Origin of the sequence: Streptomyces sp. NRRL S-340 (assembly GCF_000720185.1) — a bacterium.
Taxonomy (GTDB): Bacteria; Actinomycetota; Actinomycetes; order Streptomycetales; family Streptomycetaceae; genus Streptomyces.
The window spans coordinates 26261-43746 of sequence record NZ_JOIY01000025.1 but is presented as its reverse complement, the minus strand read 5'-3'; the positions used below and the strand labels follow the sequence as shown (position 1 = coordinate 43746).

Below are 17486 nucleotides of genomic sequence, written 5' to 3'. Positions count from 1 at the left end.
GCTGCGCGGATGTCGGCGCGCGTGGGGAGGCGTGGCGTGAGTGAGCGGCGGCCCGCGCCCACCGTGGGTCAGGTGGTGCTCGGCAGGAGGCTGCAGGAGCTGCGCGACGCGGCCGGTCTCACCCGTGAGGAGGCCGCCCGGGTGCTGCGGGTGGCCGCCGCGACCGTGCGGCGCATGGAGCTGGCCGAGGTCTCGCTGAAGATCCCGTACGTGCAGGTGCTGCTGGCGACGTACGGGGTGGACGAGGAGGAGGCGGCCACCTTCGTGCGGCTGGCCGAGGAGGCCAACGAGCCGGGCTGGTGGCAGCGGTACCACGACGTGCTGCCGGAGTGGTTCAGCCTGTACGTGAGCCTGGAGGGCGCGGCCCGGCTGATCCGTTCCTACGAGCCGCACTTCGTGCCGGGTCTGCTGCAGACGGAGGAGTACGCGCGTGCCGTGCTGGAGGCCGGCACGGTCGGGCAGAGGGGCCCGGAGGCGATCGAGCGGCACGTGTCGCTGCGCATGGCCCGGCAGGCGCTGCTGGAGCGGCCGGACCCGCCGCACCTGTGGGTGATCATCGAGGAGACGGTGCTGCGGCGGCCGGTGAGCATCCGCGGCGAGGTGATGCGCGGGCAGCTGGACAAGCTGCTGGAGTTCACCGAGCGGGACCGGGTGACGGTGCAGGTCGCGGAGTTCGCGGACGGCCCGCATCCGGGGACGTACGCGCCGTTCTCGCTGTTCCGCTTCGCCGAGCCGGAGCTGCCCGACCTGGTCTACACCGAGTACCTGACCGGCGCGCTGTACCTGGACTCGCGCAAGGAGGTCTCCGCGCACCTGGAGGTCCTCGACCACATGATCGCCCGTGCCGCCACGGCCGAACGCACCCGGCAGCTGCTGCGGGAGTGCCGCGAGAGCTACTGACCGGACGACCGAGGAGCGGTCACCGCATGCCCGGCTCCGAGACCGCGCCCGTCCGCCTGTTCCGCCGGGGCGGCACGCCCTTCTTCCCGCGCTCCCTCGCCGAGTTCTCACGCTTCTTCACGGGCCGGGTCAGGCTGCTCCTCCGCCCCTGGGGTTCCGCTCGTCCCGGTCCTCGTCGACGATCTCCGCGTCCACCACACCCTCCTCCTGCGTGCCGGTGTGCGGGCCCGTGCCCTCGCCGTCGTCCGCCGGGTGCGGGCGGTCCTGGGCGGCCTCGGCGTACATGGCCTGCCCCATCTTCTGGCTGACCGCGGCGAGCTTGTCGACGCCGGTGCGCAGGGCGGTGGTGTCCGTGTCGCCTTCCAGCAGGCCCTTCACCTCGGCGGCGGCCGACTCGACCTCGCTCCTCGTCCCGGCCGGTATCCGGTCGCCGTTGTCGCGGAGGAACTTCTCGGTCTGGTAGACGAGTTGCTCCGCCTGGTTGCGGGTCTCGGCGGCCTCTCGGCGGGTGCGGTCCTCCTCGGCGTACTGCTCCGCCTCGCGCATCATGCGGTCGATGTCGTCCTTGGGCAGGGCGGAGCCGCCGGTCACGGTCATCTTCTGCTCGCGGCCGGTGGCCAGGTCCTTGGCGGAGACGTGCATGATCCCGTTGGCGTCGATGTCGAAGGCGACCTCGATCTGCGGCACCCCGCGCGGGGCGGGCGGCAGCCCGGTGAGGTCGAAGACGCCGAGCTTCTTGTTGTACGCGGCGATCTCGCGTTCGCCCTGGTAGACCTGGATGCCGACCGAGGGCTGGTTGTCGGTCGCGGTGGTGAAGATCTCCGAACGCCGGGTCGGGATCGTCGTGTTGCGCTCGATCAGCTTCGTCATGATGCCGCCCTTGGTCTCGATGCCCAGGGACAGCGGGGTGACGTCCAGGAGCAGGACGTCCTTCACGTCGCCGCGGATCACACCCGCCTGGAGGGCTGCGCCCACGGCGACCACCTCGTCGGGGTTGACACCCTTGTGCGGGTCCTTGCCGGTGAGTTCGCGGACCAGGCCGGTGACGGCGGGCATCCGGGTGGAGCCGCCGACGAGGATCACGTGGTCGATGGCGGAGAGCTTGACGCCCGCGTCGTCCACGGCCTGGTGGAAGGGCTTCTTGCAGCGCTCCAGCAGGTCGGCGGTGAGTTCCTGGAACTGGGCCCGGGTGAGCTTCTCCTCCAGGTGCAGCGGGCCCTCGGCGGAGGCGGTGATGTACGGCAGGTTGACCGAGGTCTCCGTCGACGAGGACAGCTCGATCTTCGCCTTCTCCGCGGCCTCGCGCAGCCGCTGCACCGCCATCTTGTCGTTGCCCAGGTCGATGCCGTACTGCCCTTTGAACCGTTTGACCAGGTGCTCGACGATCCGCTGGTCCCAGTCGTCGCCGCCCAGGTGCGTGTCGCCGTTGGTGGCCTTGACCTCGATGACTCCGTCGCCGATCTCCAGCAGGGAGACGTCGAAGGTGCCGCCGCCGAGGTCGAAGACGAGCACGGTCTGCTCCTCGCCCCGGTCCAGTCCGTAGGCGAGGGCGGCGGCCGTGGGCTCGTTGATGATCCGCAGCACCTTCAGGCCGGCCACCTCCCCGGCCTCCTTCGTCGCCTGCCGCTGGGCGTCGTCGAAGTACGCGGGCACGGTGATCACCGCGTCCGTGACGTCCTCACCGAGGTAGGCCTCGGCGTCCCGCTTCAGCTTCTGCAGCACCCGCGCGGACAGCTCCTGCGCCCGGTAGCGGGTGCCGTCGACGGATCCCTGCTCGGGGAAGCGCCAGTGCGCGTCGCCCATGTGGCGTTTGACGGAGCGGGCGGTGCGGTCCACGTTCGTCACCGCCTGCCGTTTGGCGACCTCGCCGACGAGCACCTCGCCGCTCTTGGCGAACGCCACGACCGACGGGGTGGTCCGCGCGCCCTCCGCGTTGGCGACGACGGTGGGCTCGCCGCCCTCCAGGACGGCCACCACCGAGTTCGTCGTCCCCAGATCGATCCCGACCGCACGTGCCATCGTCGTCCCCTTTCCGCCTCTTTCCTGCGGGTACCCAGGCGGGCGGGAAAACACGAAGGCGCCGCGCCCCGGCGTGAGCGGGAGGGGCGCGGCGCCGCGGACCGTTCCCGCCGGGTCAGGCGAGCTTGGCGTCCAGGGTGATCGTCGTACCGGTCAGGGCCTGGCTGACCGGGCAGTTCTTCTTGGCGTCCTCGGCGGCGGCGGCGAACGCGTCGTCGTCGATGCCGGGGACGGTGCCCTCGACGGTCAGGTGGATGCCGGTGATGCCCTCACCCGGCTGGAAGGTGACGTCGGCCTTGGTGCGGATGCTGGTGGGCGGGGTGCCGGCACCGGCCAGGCCGTGCGACAGCGCCATGGAGAAGCAGCTGGAGTGGGCGGCGGCGATCAGTTCCTCGGGGCTGGTCTTCCCGTTGGCCTGTTCGGCGCGCGACGGCCACGACACCGGCTGCTCGCCGATGCCGGAGGAGTCGAAGGTGACGACGCCGTTGCCCTGGAGCAGGTTGCCTTCCCAGACGGTGTGAGCGGTGCGCGTGGTTGCCACGGTGTGTTCCATACCTTTCGCCGAGGTGCCCGGTTCCCGGGTTCCGTCGCCCCCATCCGATCACATCCGCGCGGCACGTACCCGGTGAACGGCGTGGGCCGCGGGGCGTTCCGCCCCGGACTCCTGCGGGCCGGGGGCGGTCAGGCGGCCCGCTCCTCGGCCGGGACCGGGCGGGGCACCTGGGGGCCGCCGGCTGCCTCGCGCAGCCAGCGGCGCAGCACCCGGTGGACCTGTTCCGCGCCGACGAGGTCCGCGCCGTCCGCTGCGGGCGGCGAGCAGACCAGCGGCGACAGCAGGAAGGGACGGCCCTGCGCCCCGCCGAGGCCGCCGTGCGAGCCGATCTGCTCCTCGAAGGCGAGGACCTCGCCGTCGGCCGGGTCGTAACTGGAGTTGACCATGATGTCGGCGGTGTGCGGGAAGGAGTCGGTACGGCGGACGGCGTCGGCCGCGCCGGGTCCGAACGCGGCCAGCGGCCCGGGGTCGGTGTCGAGGCCGGCCAGCGGTGTCTGCGCGCCGCGCGCGCCGAGCACCACCGCGCCGTGCTCCTCGCTGCGCACGAGCAGGAAGCCGATGCCGGGGTGGTTGGCGAGGGTGGGCAGCAACGCGGGGTGGCGGGCGTCGATCTCCTCCCGGCTCATGCGGTGCGGCACGTCAGGGAAGGAGACCAGGCCGAGGTTGCCCGAGGCCAGCACGACGGGCTCGGAGCGGCTGCCCGTGCCCGTGTGCCGCTCGCCCGGCTCCTCGACGGTGCGGCCCAGCGCGGCCCGTACGGCGGCCCGTGCCTCGGCGCCGCTGCGGGTCCGCCCCGCTTTGCGGGGCACGTGCAGTCCGCAGCCGGCCCGGACCAGGTCGCCGAGGGTGAGGCCGTAACGTGCGTGGAAGGTCTCGCCGGGACTCTGGCCGTGGTCGGACAGGACCACGATCCGGTACGGACGCGGGGCGTGCTCGGCGACGTTCTCGATCAGCGCGAGCGCGCGGTCCAGGCGCCGCAGCACCTTGGCCGCGTCCCGGCTGTGCGGCCCGGAGTGGTGGGCGACCTCGTCGTAGGCGACCAGGTCGGCGTAGACGACGGTGCGGCCGGCGAGCAGGTCGCCCATGACGGCGGCCACCACCACGTCCCGTTCCACGACGGTCGCGAAGGCGCGCACGAGCGGGTAGAGGCCGCCGCGCGAGACGCGGGGGCGCTGCCCGCGGATCCGGGCGCGGAGCGACTCGCCGATCTCGCGGACGACCTCGGCGCCGAAGGACAGCGCGGTGCGCACCGCGTTGGCGGGGTCGGAGAAGTAGGCGAAGTAGCCCGCGCGGGAACGGTTGTCCCGGCCGCGGCGCGCGGAGACGGACAGCACGAGGGCGAGTTCGTCGGCACCGCCGCTGAAGAGGTTGCCGCGGCTGGCGCCGTCGGCGGTGAGCAGCCCGCCGTCGCGGGTGCGTTCGACGGCCCTGCGCTGGAGTTCCACCGCGCCGGCGGGGCGGTTGCACACCATCACCTCGCCGGTCTCCTTCTCGTACCAGCGGAAGGCGGGGACGTCGTGGTTGCTGCCGTGCAGGATGCCGAGCTGGCTGGCACCGGTCTGGCTGGACCAGTCGGTGCGCCAGGGGGTGAGGCGGTGGGTGGGCGGCTGCGCGGGCAGGGGACGGCCGGCGGCCATGACACGGCCGGTGGCGGCGGCGGGGCGGGCGGCGGCGGCAGCGCGGGTCGCGGTGGCACCGGGTTCCGCACCGGCTGCGGTGCGGGTGCTCGCGCCGGTACCGGTCCCGGTGCCCGTGCCGGCGCTGGTGTCCGCGCTGATGCCGGTGTCCGCACCGGTGCCGCGGTCCGCGCTGATGCCGAGCCAGCGGGCGACGGTCGGCATCAGTCCGCCGTCCACGGCGTCCCGCAGGACGTCGTGGCCGACGCCGTCGAGCTGGACGACGACCGTGCCGGGCGTGGTCGAGCAGGGCGGCTGCCGTCTGCGGCGGCGGTCGGCGAGCCGGTGGAGCCGGCGCCGGTAGGCGTCGTCGTCACGGACGGCGAGGGCGCCGCCGGTCGCGGAGGCCACCGCCGACATCACGGCGGCCACGATGACCGCGGTCTCGGGCGCGGCCTGCGGATGCCCGGAGGGGTTGACGCGCAGGGCGAGCAGGAGCAGCGAGCCGTTGAGGAAGAACACCAGCAGGCCGAGGACCAGGGCGGGCACGAGCAGCAGCAGCCGGACCAGCAGCGGCCACACGACCGCCGACAGGACACCGAAGGCACCAGCGCCCAGGGCCGCGGTCACCGCGATGGTGGTCGCGCTGTCGCCGTCGGCGGACTGGAGCCGGAAGTCCGGCAGGATCCCGGCGAGCACCAGCATCGTGACCGTGGAGACGGCCCACACCGTGACGCTCCGTCCCGCCTGACTGGCGGCCCGCCGCCACCACCACCCGCCTCGCACTCCCGCACCTCACGTCCCGGCCCGGTCGTCCGCACGGGCCCGCTCCAGCTTGTCACACGCCCCGCGCTGCCCGGCCGGGCTGTGGACAACCACGGAAACCCGCAGGTCGAGACGGGCGGCGTGGGGCGGAGGCGGGAAGGCCTAGCGGCCGTCGTAGCCCGCGGTGGGCATGGAGAGGCGGCGATGGACCCGGGCCTTCATCTGGGCGTCGTAGGACGGCTCGGCGCAGCCGACCGTCTCCACGCGGACGCCGCGCCGGGCGCACTCCGCGGTGAACTCCTCCACGGAGGACAGCGCCCGCTCCAGCACCCGGCGGCTGGGGGCGACGAACAGGTCGACGCCCGGGCGGACGCCGTCCCACAGGGCGCGGTGGTCGATGCGCAGCCCCCGTACGAGAAGCTCGCGCGCGATCACGTAGCCGTGCTCGGCCGCCCAGCGGGCGCACATCGCGTACTGACTGCGGGAGTCCACGAGGAAGGGGTCCTCGTTCAGCTCCTCCAGGGGGGTCAGGCTGGCGATCGCCGTCACGCGGACCGGCGTCGCGGCGGACCGGCCGCGGGCGTCCCGCACATGTCCCATGGAGTCTCCCTCACCTCCGGGTTCCGGCCGCCGACACTACCCCTGCACGTAGGCTCAGGGGGAGTCGCGCGAAGGAGGCAAAGAAGGTGCCGGTGGAGATCACCTGGTGGGGTCACGCGACGTGCACGGTCGAGGATTCGGGCGTGCGTGTGCTGACCGATCCGCTGTTCGCCCGCCGCCTCGCGCACCTGCGGCGGCGCCGCGGCGCGCTGCCGCCGCCGGGCGCCCGGCAGGCGGACGTGGCGCTCGTCTCCCATCTGCACGCCGACCATCTGCACGTCCCCTCGCTGGCCCGGCTCGCCCCGGGCACTCGGCTGCTGGTGCCGCGCGGGGCGCCGCGGGCGGTGCCGGGGCTGCGGCGGCTCACCGGGCTGCGGGTGACCGAGGTGGCGCCCGGGGACCGGGTCGAGGTCGGCGGGCTCGTCGTCCGGGTGGTGCCCGCCCGCCACGACGGGCGGCGGCTGCCGGTCGGACCGCACCGCTCACCGGCGCTCGGTTACGTCGTGGAGGGTGCCGCCCGGACGTACTTCGCCGGGGACACCGGCCTGTTCGAGACGATGGCCGAGGAGGTCGGGCCGGTGGACGTGGCACTGCTGCCGGTGGGCGGCTGGGGGCCGTACCTCGGCGAGGGGCACCTGGACGCGGAGCGGGCGGCGCACGCGCTGGCCCGGCTCGCGCCGCGCATCGCCGTACCGGTGCACTACGGCACGTACTGGCCGATCGGGATGGACGCCGTGCGCCCCCACGAGTTCCATGCGCCGGGCGAGGAGTTCGTGCGCCATGCGGCGCTGCGCGCGCCGGGGGTGGCGGTGCACCGGCTCGGGCACGGGGAGAGCGTGCGGCTGGAGGTCGCCCGGTGATACGGCTCGCCGCCGCCGTGACGACGGTGGTGCCGCCGGAGTCCACCCAGCAGGCCCTCGGCTATCCGTCGCTGTTCCTGCTGGTGCTGGTCGGGGCCCTGGTCCCGGTGGTGCCGACGGGAGCGCTGGTCAGTTCGGCGGCGGTGGTGGCCGTGCACCAGACGGCACCCTTCTCGCTGGCACTGGTGTTCGTGACGGCGTCGCTGGCCGCGTTCCTCGGGGACGCCGCGCTGTACTGGCTGGGGCGGCGCGGGCTCCGCTCGAAGAACGGTTCGCGCTGGCTGGCGGCGATCCGCTCGCGCGCGCCGGAGGAGCGGCTCGCGCAGGCGCAGGAGAAGCTCGGCGAGCACGGCGTCGCGGTGCTGGTGCTCTCGCGTCTGGTCCCGGGCGGGCGCATACCGGTGATGCTGGCCTGCCTGCTGGCCGGCTGGCCGCTGCGCCGCTTCTCCCGCGGCAACCTGCCCGCCTGTCTGGCCTGGGCGGTGACGTACCAGGTGATCGGCATCCTCGGCGGTTCGCTGTTCCCCGAGCCGTGGGAAGGCGTGGTCGCCGCCATCGCCCTGACGGTGCTGGTCGGTGCGGCCCCGGGCGTGTGGCGCAGGCTCCGCCGCTCGGCCCCGGCGCACCGGTCGAACTGACCGGCCGGGGCACGTCGCTGCGGGCCGTCCGCCCGGGCAAGTAGCCGCGCACGCGAGGGGCGCCCGGCTCGGGCTCCCCTGGTGCTCGCGGCTCTCAGTCCAGCACCCGGGAGGCGCCCACCGGGAGGTCCCACAGGTCCTCCCGGGCGAGGCCCGCCTCGTCCCAGGCCGCACGGACACGGGTGAGCGGTTCCAGGACCGGTTCCGCGGACAGCACGAACGTGCCCCAGTGCATCGGGGCCATCCGGCGCGCGCCGAGGTCCTGGGCGGCCCGGACCGCTTCCTCCGGGTCGCAGTGGACGTCGCTGAGCCACCAGCGGGGGTCGTAGGCGCCGATGGGGAGCAGCGCGAGGTCGATGCCGGGGTAGCGGCGGCCGATCCGGGAGAACCAGTGGCCGTAGCCGGTGTCCCCGGCGAAGTAGACGCGCTGTCCGTCGGGGGCGGTGAGCACCCAGCCGCCCCACAGGCTGCGGCAGGTGTCGGTGAGGGTGCGCTTGGACCAGTGGTGGGCGGGGACGAAGTCGATGCGGACCCCGTCGAGCCGGGCCGCCTCCCACCAGTCCAGCTCGGTGACGCGGGTGAACCGCCTGCGCCGGAACCAGCGGCCGAGTCCGGCCGGGACGAACACCGGTGTGTCGCGCGGGAGTCTGCGCAGGGTCGGGGCGTCGAGGTGGTCGTAGTGGTTGTGGCTGATGACGACCGCGTCGACGGGCGGCAGGGCCTCCCAGGCGACGCCGACGGGGGTGACGCGGGCGGGGGTGCCGACGATCCGGCGCGACCACACCGGGTCGGTCAGCACGGTCAGCCCCCCGATCCGCACGACCCAGCTGGCGTGCCCCGCCCAGGTGACCGCGACGGTGCGGCTGTCCACACGCGGCAGCGGGCCCGGCTCGTAGGGCAGCAGGGGGATGTCGGCCAGCCCCTCCTTGCCCGGCCGGACCGCGCCCTCCCTGGCGAACCGGGCGAAGGCCTTCAGACCGGGCAGCGGGGCGGTGAGCCGGTCGTGGAAGGCGCGCGGCCACACCCGCCGCTCCCCCAGCGGGCGCGGCTCGGCCAGCGGCGGGTACGGCGCGGCCGGGGAGGCGAGCGCGGCGGGGGCCGCACCGCCGTCGGCCTCCCGGACGTCCGCGGTCGGGGGGCCGGGCGGAGGCGGGGTGAGGACGGAGGCGGCCGGGGCGGTGGAGGGAGGCGCGGTGGTGGAGGGGGACGCGGTGGTGACGGAGGTGAGCTGGGTGGGGGTCGCGGTCGGGGTCGGCTCGGACTGCTGCGTCATCGAGGAGGCTCCCATCGCCGGGCATCGTCACGGAGATCGTCGAAAACCGACCTCAAGGAGATCAACGCGCGCCGCACGTGCGGCAGTTCCGACGGCTCCGGGGACAGCAGGCATCGCGCCCGCTCCTCGTCCGTGCCGCCGAGCAGTTCGGCGCCGGCCAGCCGTACGCGCAACGCGCCGAGGTCGTCCCCGAAACGGTGGCCGCCCGGCGCCCTCAGCCCCGTGCGGGCGCTGAGGAAGTCCTCCAGTTCCTGTGCGTCACCGACGCCGTGGGCGGCGAGCGCGGGGCGCAGCGGACCGAGGTCGGCGTAGAGGTGGCGCCCGGCCTGCGGCGGCCGGGCCAGCGCGCCGGCGGCGACGACCGCGGCGTGCACGGCGCGGGCCAGGCGCGCGTGCAGGCGCACGGTGGCGGCCAGACGCGTGGTGACGGGCTCGGGTTCGTCCAGGGCGTAGCCGGCAGCGGCGGCGACGGGCTCGGCGACACGGGCGTCCAGGGCGGTGAGGATGTCGAGCACGCGTGCGTGCAACGCGTCGCCCCTCGCGCCGTCCGGGAAGCGGGCGACCGCGGCGGGCCAGCCCGAGGGCAGGAAGGCACCGGCGAGGTCGGTGACGACGGTGACCCGGTCGGGCAGCATCTCGGCGGGGCTGAGCAGCACCGTCTCGTGCGGTGCGTGCACGGTGTCGCGCCAGGTCTCGTCGCTGACCAGGTGCAGGCCCTCGCCCGCCGCCGCCTCGACGGTCTCGTGCAGCAGCTCCGGCGGTGCCACGGTCGCGGTCGGGTCGTCGGCGACCGCCAGCACCAGCAGCCGCGGGTCGCCGCCCTCCGCGCGGACCCTGCGCACCGTTTCCAGCAGTGCGTACGGGTCGGGTACGCCGCCGCACTCGGCCGGTGTCGCCACAGGGAAGGCGGGCCTGCCGAGCAGGCGTGCTGAGGGCGCCCACCATGCGGCGCACGGCCGGGGCACGAGGACGTCGCCGCCGAGCGCGGCGGTCAGGGCGAGCAGGAGGGCGGGCGCGCCGGGCGCGGCGGCCACCCGGTCGGGCGTGGTGGCCAGGCCGCGCCGCTGCCAGTAGCCGGCCGCCGCGGCCAGGAGCGAGCCGCCGCCGCCGATCGGCCGCTCCGCGCGCCGTGCGGCGGAGGCGGCGAGCGCGGCGGACAGTTCCGGCAGCACGGGCAGTCCGTCGCCGGGCAGCGCGGAGGGCCCGTAGCGGACGGGACCGTGGCCCTCACCGCGCCCACGAGCCGGGCCACGGCCGTCGCCGGGGGCGGAGTCGTGGGCCGGGCCGTCGTTGCCGGGCCGTGGGTCGCGGCCGGAGTCCTGGCCCGGACCGCCGTCGCCGGGGCCGGGGACGGGGTTTTGGCCGCCGTCCCGGCCCGGGCCGGCGTGACCAGGGCCGGGATCGTTGCCCGAGCCCTGGGCCGGGGCGCCGTGGCCGGAGCCCGGACCTTGGCCGCGGTCCCGGCCCGGGCCGCCGCGACCCGCGCCCGGGCCGTGGCCTTCGGGGGCCGTCCGCCGCATGGGTACCTCCGCGCAGTCCCTGGTGCCGTGCCGTGCCGCCGGTCCGTACGGGCACGGGTACGGGGGCCGCGCCCGGCGCCCGCCGCGGAGTCCACCGCGGCTCCGAGCGCACCCGGCCGGACCGTGCCCGCGGTGGCCGGGGCCGCCGCCGGTGACGGGTCCGTCCGTACGGCGAGAGCGGGTGCGGCGGTCTCCGTGGGCGCCGTGCCCTCGGCGGGCGAGTACCCCGGCCGGCGCCGTTCCATGGCAGGCGGACCGGACGACGCCGGTCGCGGGGGGCCGCGGCCGGCACGGCACCCCGGGTGGGTGCGGGTACTGGAGGTCCATGCGGTGTCCCGCGGGCCCGGTCAGCCGTCCGCTCGCCTGCGCCGCCACACCCGGTGCGCGGCGCCGCAGAGCGCGATGGCGATGAGGGTCCCGCCGCCGATCAGCGCGGGCAGCGACGCGGTGAACGAGCCGCCCGTACCGGCCTGCACGCCGTGTTCGGCGGCCGCCCCCGCACAGGACCCGTCCCCCGTCCACTCGCCGTCCCCGTCGTCGCTCCCGCCCCTTCCGTCGCGGTCGCGGTCAGTACAGCCTGAGCCGGGGTCGTGGGTGGCCTGGCCGTGCGGGCTCTGGTCCCGGCCCGGGGCGCGGGTGGCCTCGTCGCGGCCCGGTTCGCGTGAACCGTCGCTGCGGGCGGGTGTGCGCGAGGGCGACGCGTGCGCCGTCTGGTCGCGGCCGGGGGTTGCCGCGGAGGTGCCGTGGGAGGGGTCGTACGAGGCCGTGCCCGCGAGTGGGCCGTAGGACGGGTCGCCGCCCCGGGTGCCGGAGGGCGCCCCGTCCTGGAGGGGACCGGGGGAAACCCCGGTGAGGGCCGGGTCGTGCGCCAGCGCGTCCCGCAGCAGCGGGTCCTCGGCGGGGTCGAGGAGCCCGTCGCCGTCGGGGGCGGAGGCCCGGGGCGCCGGGGCGGACAGGGCGGGGGCATGCGCCCGACCGGTGCCGGCGGCGGCAGCCCCGGGGAGGGCGACGCCGCGTGCCGGTCCGGCCGCCCCGGCGCTCAGGGACCCCGGCGCACGGACCGCACCGCCGGCATTGGCCTGTACGCGGGCGTTCACCGGGCGGTTCGCTCGGGCCGCGGGTTCGGCCGCACCGGCCGCCGCGACGGCCGGTGCGGCCGAGCCCGCTATGAGGGCGGCCAGGGCGGCGGCGGACAGGGCGCGGGGGGCGGTACGGCGCATGGGCGGAACTCCTCGGACCGGCGGTCGGCGGACGGCACGTCACGCGTGCCTTCCCCGCCATCACAGCCCCCCGGGTCGCGGGCCGCGCGCGGCCGAGCCCCATTCGCGGGACGGCGGCGGCCTATCGGGTGACCCGTCATCCGGGCCGGAGAGGCCGTGTCGGTTCCGTGTGCACGGGTACGCGGCAGCCACCCCGACCGATCTGGAGCAAGACATGCAGCGAGGCAGTGACCGGCTGAGTGTCCACCGTGACGACGAGATGAAGCACGAACTGCAGGGACTGCTCCGGTCCGGCCATCCCACGCGCAGCGAGGAGTGGCACGACCCGGAGCCGACCGCCGACGACGACCCCGAGGTGTGGGGCGGCCCGGTGGCACCGGGCGGTTCCCGGGCCTCCCTGGAGACCGTCCGCCTTGAGCTGGCCAGGATCCTCGGCCGCAGCGCCTTCCCCGCGGGCCCGTCCGAACTGGCGCGCGTGCTGCGCCGCAAGAACGCGCCCGACGCGCTGGTCGACGCGCTGGAGCGGTTGCCGCGCAAGGCGCAGTACGCCAACGTCCAGGAGCTGGCCAAGGAACTGACCCACACCGAGCGGCCCGCGCGCGAGGACCGGGCGTAGGCCCGGCCCGGGCCGACGCGCGCCGGGACACCCCAGGCCGACCACGAACCGTCCTCCCTGCGTACGAGGACGGCCCCGTGTACGAGGACGGCCCCGTGCACGAGGGCGACGAAAGGACTCCGAACCATCATGCGCATCGCTTTTCTGACCGCACCCGAGGGCGTGGAGCAGGTCGAGCTGACCGAGCCCTGGAAGGCGGCGAAGGACGCCGGGCACGAACCCGTGCTGGTGTCCACGGCGCCCGGCGAGATCCAGGCGTTCGACCACCTGGACAAGGCGGACACGTTCCCGGTCGACGAGGTCGTCGGGGACACCTCGGCCGACTCCTTCGGCGGGCTGGTCCTGCCGGGCGGCGTGGCCAACCCCGACTTCCTGCGCACCGACGAGAAGGCCGTCGCGTTCGTGAAGGACTTCTTCCAGCAGGGCAGGCCGGTCGCGGCCATCTGTCACGCGCCCTGGACGCTGGTCGAGGCGGACGTCGTGCGCGACCGCGTCCTGACCTCCTGGCCGAGCCTGCGGACGGACATCCGCAACGCGGGCGGCACCTGGGTCGACGAGCAGGTGAAGATCTGCGAGGGCGGCCCGAACAAGCTCGTCACCAGCCGCAAGCCGGACGACCTGAAGGCGTTCTGCGAAGCCTTCCTGGGCGTGTTCGGACATCAGGGCGGCTGACCGGACCGAGAGCGGCTGACCGGACCGCGGCCGGCCGCCCGGCCCGGCCGGTACGGCCAGTCCCGACCGGCCGGCCCGGCAGGTGCGGCGCGTCCTCGAACAGCCGCACCCGGGTCGCGCCGCCGCCGGAAGGCGGCCGGCCCGGCAGAGCCCGGCAGCCGGGGAGGAACGACAGGTGCCCGTCGGCCCGCCGCAGGAAGCGGGCCGACGGGCACGACTGTGACCACTCACGGGTGACGCCGCTCACGGCGGACGGGACGCCTCCCGACGCCGGGCGCCGCCCCCCCGTTCAGCGGCTTCAGCGGCCGGGAGCCGCCGGTCCCCCGCCGCAGCGCTCCCTGGCTCCTTCCCGGGTGCGGCCCGCGGCCACGGGGCGTCGTGGATTGCGGCGCAGGTACTCGCCCTCGAGCTGCGCCATGCGCTCGTTGTGGATGCGCAGCGCGTCGTTGGAGCCGTACAGCAGGGTGTCGTGGCGCGTGCGGTGGATGGTCTCCAGCTCCTTCATGAGCTGCTGATCGTCCAGCCGGCCCGGGTCGACTCCGGTCATGGTGGTGCCCCGCTCGTCGTGTCCGTCCATGCCTCCCGGGTACCCGCCCCGCGCGCACTGCCACCGGACGGCACCCCGGGAGGGAGCCATGGATCTCGCCTTTCTGCATCCACTGTACGAACACCCGGGCCCCTGGGCCTCCGTGTACGTCGACACCTCCCGGCACACGGAGGACACCGCCCGCGAACTGCACCTGACCGGCCGGGCGATGGCGCGGGAGCTGGCGCGGCGCGGCGCCGACGAGGCGACCTGCCGCGCGGTCGGGGCGGCGGTGGAGGAGCTGCGCCACTCCCCCGGCCCTCACGGGCGTGCCTTCTTCGCCCGGGCCGGGACGGTGGTGCTCGACCCGCGTCTGGCGCGCCCTCCGCAGGGCGGCAGCCGGGCGGAGTGGGGTCCGCTGCCGCGGGTGGGGCCGCTGCTGGACCTGGCGGGCGAGGACCCGGTCGCGATCGTCGCCTACGTCGACCGCAAGGGGGCCGACTTCGAACTGCGCAGCGCGCTGGGCCGCCGCGAGGCCGGCACGGCGGCGGGCCGGCGGTGGCCCGTGCACCCCACGAGCGGTCCCGACTGGTCGGAGCGGCACTTCCAGCTGAAGGTCGAGAACACCTGGGAGCACAACGCGGCCGAGATCGCGGACGCGCTCAGCGTCTGCCAGGAGGAGACCCGGGCCGATCTGCTGATCCTGGTGGGTGAGCAGCGCGAACGGCACGAGGTGCGCGGACGGCTGCCGCGCCGGTTGCACGAGCGCGTCGTGGAGGCCACGCACGGCTTCGGCAGCAGGCTGCTGGACGAGGACGTGGAGCAGTTGCGCGCCGAGCACGTACGCGACCGGATCGACGGGGAACTGGACCGGTTCCGGGCCGCCCGCGCACCCGACGGGGAAGGCCGGTCCGGCGCGGTGGAGGGGGTGCCCGCGCTGGTGGAGGCGGCCCGCGAACACCGGCTGGAGGAGCTGTTGATCCGTCCCGAGGCGGCGGACGCCCACCGCGAGGTGTGGGTCGGCGAGGACCCCGACGAGCTGGCCGCGCGCCGTGCGGAGCTGAAGGCGCTCGGCGAGCAGCACGCGTGGCCCACGCGGGCCGACGACGCGCTGATCCGCTCCGCGGTGACGACGGACGCCGCCGCCCTCTCCCTGACCCCGGTGACGCCGCTCATGGAGGACGACGCGCCGGCCGGAGGCCTGGGCGCGATCCTCCGCTGGAGGTGAGCCGCCGACGGGCCGCCGACGGACATCCGGTGCAGGCCTACCGGGCCCGTTCCACCCGGCGTTCGTCCCAGACCGGTTCGGGGGTCTCGCGGACCCGGCCGTCGCTGCCGAAGACCAGGTAGCGGTCGAAGGAGCGGGCGAACCAGCGGTCGTGGGTGACGGCGAGGACCGTGCCCTCGTAGGCTTCCAGGCCTTCCTGGAGGGCTTCCGCGGACTCCAGGTCGAGGTTGTCGGTGGGCTCGTCCAGGAGGAGGGCGGTCGCTCCCGCCAGTTCCAGCAGCAGGATCTGGAAGCGGGCCTGCTGGCCGCCGGAGAGCCGGTCGAAGGCCTGCTCGGCCTGCCCGGTCAGCTCGTAGCGGCGCAGCCGGGACATCGCGGCGCCCCGGTCCTGGGCGTGCTCCTTCCACAGGATGTCCAGGAGGGTGCGGCCCTCCAGCTCCGGGTGGGCGTGGGTCTGGGCGAAGTGGCCGGGCACCACCCGGGCGCCGAGCTTCCACGCACCGGTGTGCGCCACTTCGCCGCCCGCGAGCAGACGCAGGAAGTGCGACTTGCCGGAGCCGTTGGAGCCGAGCACCGCGACCCGTTCGCCGTAGAAGACCTCCAGGTCGAACGGTTTCATGAGTCCGGTCAGCTCCAGACCCTGGCAGGTGACGGCCCGCACGCCGGTGCGGCCGCCCTTCAGGCGCATCCGGATGTCCTGCTCGCGGGGCGGCTCGGGCGGCGGGCCGGCCTCCTCGAACTTGCGCAGCCGGGTCTGCGCGGCCTGGTAGCGGGAGGCCATCTCGTGGCTGACGGCGGCGGCCTGGCGCAGGTTGAGCACCAGCTTCTTCAACTGGGCGTGCTTCTCGTCCCACCGGCGGCGCAGCTCCTCGAAGCGGGCGAAGCGCTCGCGCCGGGCCTCGTGGTAGGTGGCGAAGCCGGCGCCGTGCACCCAGGCGTCGGCGCCGGCCGGGCCGGGTTCGACCGAGACGATCTTCTCGGCGGCCCGCGCGAGCAGTTCGCGGTCGTGGGAGACGAACAGGACGGTCTTGCGGGTCTCCCGCAGCCGCTCCTCCAGCCAGCGCTTGCCCGGCACGTCGAGGTAGTTGTCGGGCTCGTCCAGCAGCAGCACCTCGTCGGTGCCGCGCAGCAGCGCCTCCAGGACCAGCCGCTTCTGCTCGCCGCCCGACAGGGTGCGCACCTGCCGCCACTGCGCCTTCTCGTAGGGCACGCCCAACGCGGCCGTGGTGCACATGTCCCACAGCGTCTCGGCCTCGTAGCCGCGGACCTCGGCCCAGTCGGCGAGCGCCTGGGCGTAGCGCAGCTGGGCGGCCTCGTCGTCGACGGTCATGAGGGCGTGCTCGGCCGCGTCGACGGCGCGCGCGGCCTGCTGGATGCGCGGTGGGGCGACCGAGACGAGCAGGTCGCGCACGGTCGTCTCGTCGCGTACGGAACCCACGAACTGCCGCATCACGCCGAGGCCGCCGTTGACGGTGACGGTGCCGCCGTGCGGTTTCAGCTCGCCGGAGATCAGGCGCAGCAGGGTCGTCTTGCCCGCGCCGTTGGGTCCGACGAGGGCCACCACGGCTCCCTCCCCCACCCGGAAGGACACGTCGCCGAGCAGCGCCCTCCCGTCGGGCAGGTAGTACTCCAGGTGCGCGGCTTCCAGATGTCCCATGGTCCCGCATTCTCCTGGCGGCCCCCCGGCCGCGGCAAACCCTTATCGCCCCGGTCCGGTACGGCGGCGCCCGCCCGGTGCGCGGGCCGGCGGCGGCTCACCCGGGACGGCGCCCGGCGTCGCTCACGCCTGTCCGCTCACCCGGCGCCGACGGGCCGCCCGGTCGGGCCCCCCTCGCGTGCCGGGGTCACCACGGCGCCCGCCCAGCTCAGCGCCGTCCAGCCGGCCTCGGGCGTGCCCTCGAGGATGACCACGCCGGTGTTGCGCAGCGGGTGGGCGGCGGCGAACCGGGCGTCGAGGTTGCGGGCGCGTACCGCGGTCCACAGGCGGATGGCCGCGCCGTGGCTGACCATGGCGACGGTCCGCCCGCCGCCCGCCGCGGCCTCGGCGACGACGGCGTCGTACCGGGCCAGCGCCTCGGTGCCGCTCTCCCCGCCGGGCCCCGGCATCCGCAGGTCGCGCTCGCCGTCGGCCCAGGCCAGGACCGTGCGCATGTAGCGCTGTCCGCGTTCGGAGTCGCCGGGTTCCAGTTCCAGGTCCCCGGCGGACAGCTCGCGGATGCCGTCGCGGACGATCACGTCGAGTCCGCGGGCGGCGGCGAGCGGGGCCGCGGTGAGCTGGGTGCGCACCAGGGTGGAGGCGTAGAGGGCGTCGATGTCCTCGCCGGCGAGTGCCTCGGGCAGCGCGGCGGCCTGCCGGGTGCCGAGTTCGGTCAGGCCCGGTCCCGGGACGGCCGTGTCCAGCAGGGAGTCGACGTTGGAGGGGGTCTCGCCGTGGCGGACGAGGAGCAGGCGCATAGGAGGTTCCCGGGTGGCTCAGTGCG

Annotated in this window: 16 protein-coding genes; 6 read left to right on the top strand and 10 right to left on the bottom strand. The window is 75.3% G+C overall.

Annotated features, from left to right (window positions below):
• Nucleotides 1–36 precede the first annotated feature (36 nt).
• Nucleotides 37–900, top strand: a complete 864-nt coding sequence (locus tag IG64_RS20265; RefSeq protein WP_037858242.1) for a DUF5753 domain-containing protein — start codon at nucleotides 37–39, stop codon at nucleotides 898–900.
• A 129-nt stretch (nucleotides 901–1029) separates the two neighbouring features.
• Here IG64_RS20265 and dnaK read toward each other — a convergent pair whose 3' ends face one another.
• The 4 genes from dnaK to IG64_RS20245 form a co-directional block, all read right to left on the bottom strand.
• The gene (gene dnaK, locus IG64_RS20260) at nucleotides 1030–2919 is read right to left on the bottom strand and encodes a molecular chaperone DnaK (RefSeq protein WP_037858240.1); all 1890 of its coding nucleotides are present in this window, start codon (nucleotides 2917–2919) and stop codon (nucleotides 1030–1032) included.
• 115 nt (nucleotides 2920–3034) lie between these two features.
• Nucleotides 3035–3460 carry an OsmC family protein gene (locus IG64_RS20255; RefSeq protein ID WP_037858338.1) on the bottom strand — a complete coding sequence of 142 codons (426 nt, stop codon included), beginning with the start codon at nucleotides 3458–3460 and terminating at the stop codon, nucleotides 3035–3037.
• Nucleotides 3461–3600: 140 nt separating this feature from the next.
• On the bottom strand, nucleotides 3601–5817 hold the full coding sequence (locus tag IG64_RS20250) for an alkaline phosphatase family protein (protein WP_199811628.1): 2217 nt from the start codon (nucleotides 5815–5817) through the stop codon (nucleotides 3601–3603).
• A gap of 198 nt (nucleotides 5818–6015) precedes the next feature.
• Nucleotides 6016–6453 (bottom strand): hypothetical protein, encoded by a 438-nt coding sequence (locus tag IG64_RS20245; RefSeq protein WP_051813130.1) that lies wholly within the window; start codon nucleotides 6451–6453, stop codon nucleotides 6016–6018.
• Nucleotides 6454–6539: 86 nt separating this feature from the next.
• On the opposite strand from IG64_RS20245, the gene IG64_RS20240 reads away from it, so the two are divergent.
• Both IG64_RS20240 and IG64_RS20235 read left to right on the top strand, forming a co-directional pair.
• Nucleotides 6540–7313: an MBL fold metallo-hydrolase gene (locus tag IG64_RS20240; RefSeq protein WP_037858235.1), complete on the top strand. Its 774-nt coding sequence runs from the start codon at nucleotides 6540–6542 to the stop codon at nucleotides 7311–7313.
• Nucleotides 7310–7951 carry a DedA family protein gene (locus tag IG64_RS20235; RefSeq protein ID WP_037858232.1) on the top strand — a complete coding sequence of 214 codons (642 nt, stop codon included), beginning with the start codon at nucleotides 7310–7312 and terminating at the stop codon, nucleotides 7949–7951. The genes IG64_RS20240 and IG64_RS20235 overlap by 4 nt, the downstream gene beginning before the upstream one ends.
• A gap of 94 nt (nucleotides 7952–8045) precedes the next feature.
• Here the strand turns inward: IG64_RS20235 and IG64_RS20230 are convergent, their stop codons facing one another.
• The 3 genes from IG64_RS20230 to IG64_RS42860 all read right to left on the bottom strand — a co-directional run bounded on the left by IG64_RS20230 (nucleotide 8046) and on the right by IG64_RS42860 (nucleotide 11964).
• Nucleotides 8046–9224, bottom strand: coding sequence for an MBL fold metallo-hydrolase (locus IG64_RS20230; RefSeq protein WP_037858231.1), 1179 nt, complete (start codon nucleotides 9222–9224; stop codon nucleotides 8046–8048).
• Nucleotides 9221–10744 (bottom strand): aminotransferase class I/II-fold pyridoxal phosphate-dependent enzyme, encoded by a 1524-nt coding sequence (locus IG64_RS20225; RefSeq protein WP_234438565.1) that lies wholly within the window; start codon nucleotides 10742–10744, stop codon nucleotides 9221–9223. Before IG64_RS20225 ends, IG64_RS20230 begins: the two co-directional genes overlap by 4 nt.
• A 347-nt stretch (nucleotides 10745–11091) precedes the next feature.
• Nucleotides 11092–11964 (bottom strand): hypothetical protein, encoded by an 873-nt coding sequence (locus tag IG64_RS42860; protein ID WP_037858229.1) that lies wholly within the window; start codon nucleotides 11962–11964, stop codon nucleotides 11092–11094.
• 214 nt (nucleotides 11965–12178) lie between these two features.
• Here IG64_RS42860 and IG64_RS20215 point away from each other — a divergent pair, with 214 nt between their 5' ends.
• A complete protein-coding gene (locus IG64_RS20215) occupies nucleotides 12179–12580 on the top strand; it encodes a DUF2795 domain-containing protein (RefSeq protein WP_037858228.1) in 402 nt (133 codons plus the stop codon).
• A gap of 129 nt (nucleotides 12581–12709) precedes the next feature.
• Nucleotides 12710–13252 (top strand): type 1 glutamine amidotransferase domain-containing protein, encoded by a 543-nt coding sequence (locus tag IG64_RS20210; protein WP_037858225.1) that lies wholly within the window; start codon nucleotides 12710–12712, stop codon nucleotides 13250–13252.
• A 298-nt stretch (nucleotides 13253–13550) separates the two neighbouring features.
• Here the strand turns inward: IG64_RS20210 and IG64_RS20205 are convergent, their stop codons facing one another.
• The gene (locus IG64_RS20205) at nucleotides 13551–13829 is read right to left on the bottom strand and encodes a DUF6158 family protein (protein WP_037858223.1); all 279 of its coding nucleotides are present in this window, start codon (nucleotides 13827–13829) and stop codon (nucleotides 13551–13553) included.
• Nucleotides 13830–13887: 58 nt separating this feature from the next.
• Here IG64_RS20205 and IG64_RS20200 point away from each other — a divergent pair, with 58 nt between their 5' ends.
• A complete protein-coding gene (locus tag IG64_RS20200; protein ID WP_037858220.1) occupies nucleotides 13888–15006 on the top strand; it encodes a Vms1/Ankzf1 family peptidyl-tRNA hydrolase in 1119 nt (372 codons plus the stop codon).
• 37 nt (nucleotides 15007–15043) lie between these two features.
• Here the strand turns inward: IG64_RS20200 and IG64_RS20195 are convergent, their stop codons facing one another.
• On the bottom strand, nucleotides 15044–16663 hold the full coding sequence (locus IG64_RS20195; protein ID WP_037858218.1) for an ABC-F family ATP-binding cassette domain-containing protein: 1620 nt from the start codon (nucleotides 16661–16663) through the stop codon (nucleotides 15044–15046).
• Nucleotides 16664–16800: 137 nt separating this feature from the next.
• On the bottom strand, nucleotides 16801–17460 hold the full coding sequence (locus IG64_RS20190) for a histidine phosphatase family protein (protein WP_037858215.1): 660 nt from the start codon (nucleotides 17458–17460) through the stop codon (nucleotides 16801–16803).
• Nucleotides 17461–17486 lie beyond the last annotated feature (26 nt).

Excerpts from the sequence above, each read along its gene's own strand:
- dnaK (WP_037858240.1), bottom strand. The coding sequence starts at position 2,919 with ATGGCACGTGCGGTCGGGATCGATCTGGGGACGACGAACTCGGTGGTG.
- IG64_RS42860 (WP_037858229.1), bottom strand. The coding sequence starts at position 11,964 with ATGCGCCGTACCGCCCCCCGCGCCCTGTCCGCCGCCGCCCTGGCCGCC.
- IG64_RS20190 (WP_037858215.1), bottom strand. The coding sequence starts at position 17,460 with ATGCGCCTGCTCCTCGTCCGCCACGGCGAGACCCCCTCCAACGTCGAC.
- IG64_RS20195 (WP_037858218.1), bottom strand. The coding sequence starts at position 16,663 with ATGGGACATCTGGAAGCCGCGCACCTGGAGTACTACCTGCCCGACGGG.
- IG64_RS20205 (WP_037858223.1), bottom strand. The coding sequence starts at position 13,829 with ATGGACGGACACGACGAGCGGGGCACCACCATGACCGGAGTCGACCCG.
- IG64_RS20200 (WP_037858220.1), top strand. The coding sequence starts at position 13,888 with ATGGATCTCGCCTTTCTGCATCCACTGTACGAACACCCGGGCCCCTGG.
- IG64_RS20215 (WP_037858228.1), top strand. The coding sequence starts at position 12,179 with ATGCAGCGAGGCAGTGACCGGCTGAGTGTCCACCGTGACGACGAGATG.
- IG64_RS20230 (WP_037858231.1), bottom strand. The coding sequence starts at position 9,224 with ATGACGCAGCAGTCCGAGCCGACCCCGACCGCGACCCCCACCCAGCTC.
- IG64_RS20210 (WP_037858225.1), top strand. The coding sequence starts at position 12,710 with ATGCGCATCGCTTTTCTGACCGCACCCGAGGGCGTGGAGCAGGTCGAG.
- IG64_RS20245 (WP_051813130.1), bottom strand. The coding sequence starts at position 6,453 with ATGGGACATGTGCGGGACGCCCGCGGCCGGTCCGCCGCGACGCCGGTC.
- IG64_RS20225 (WP_234438565.1), bottom strand. The coding sequence starts at position 10,744 with ATGCGGCGGACGGCCCCCGAAGGCCACGGCCCGGGCGCGGGTCGCGGC.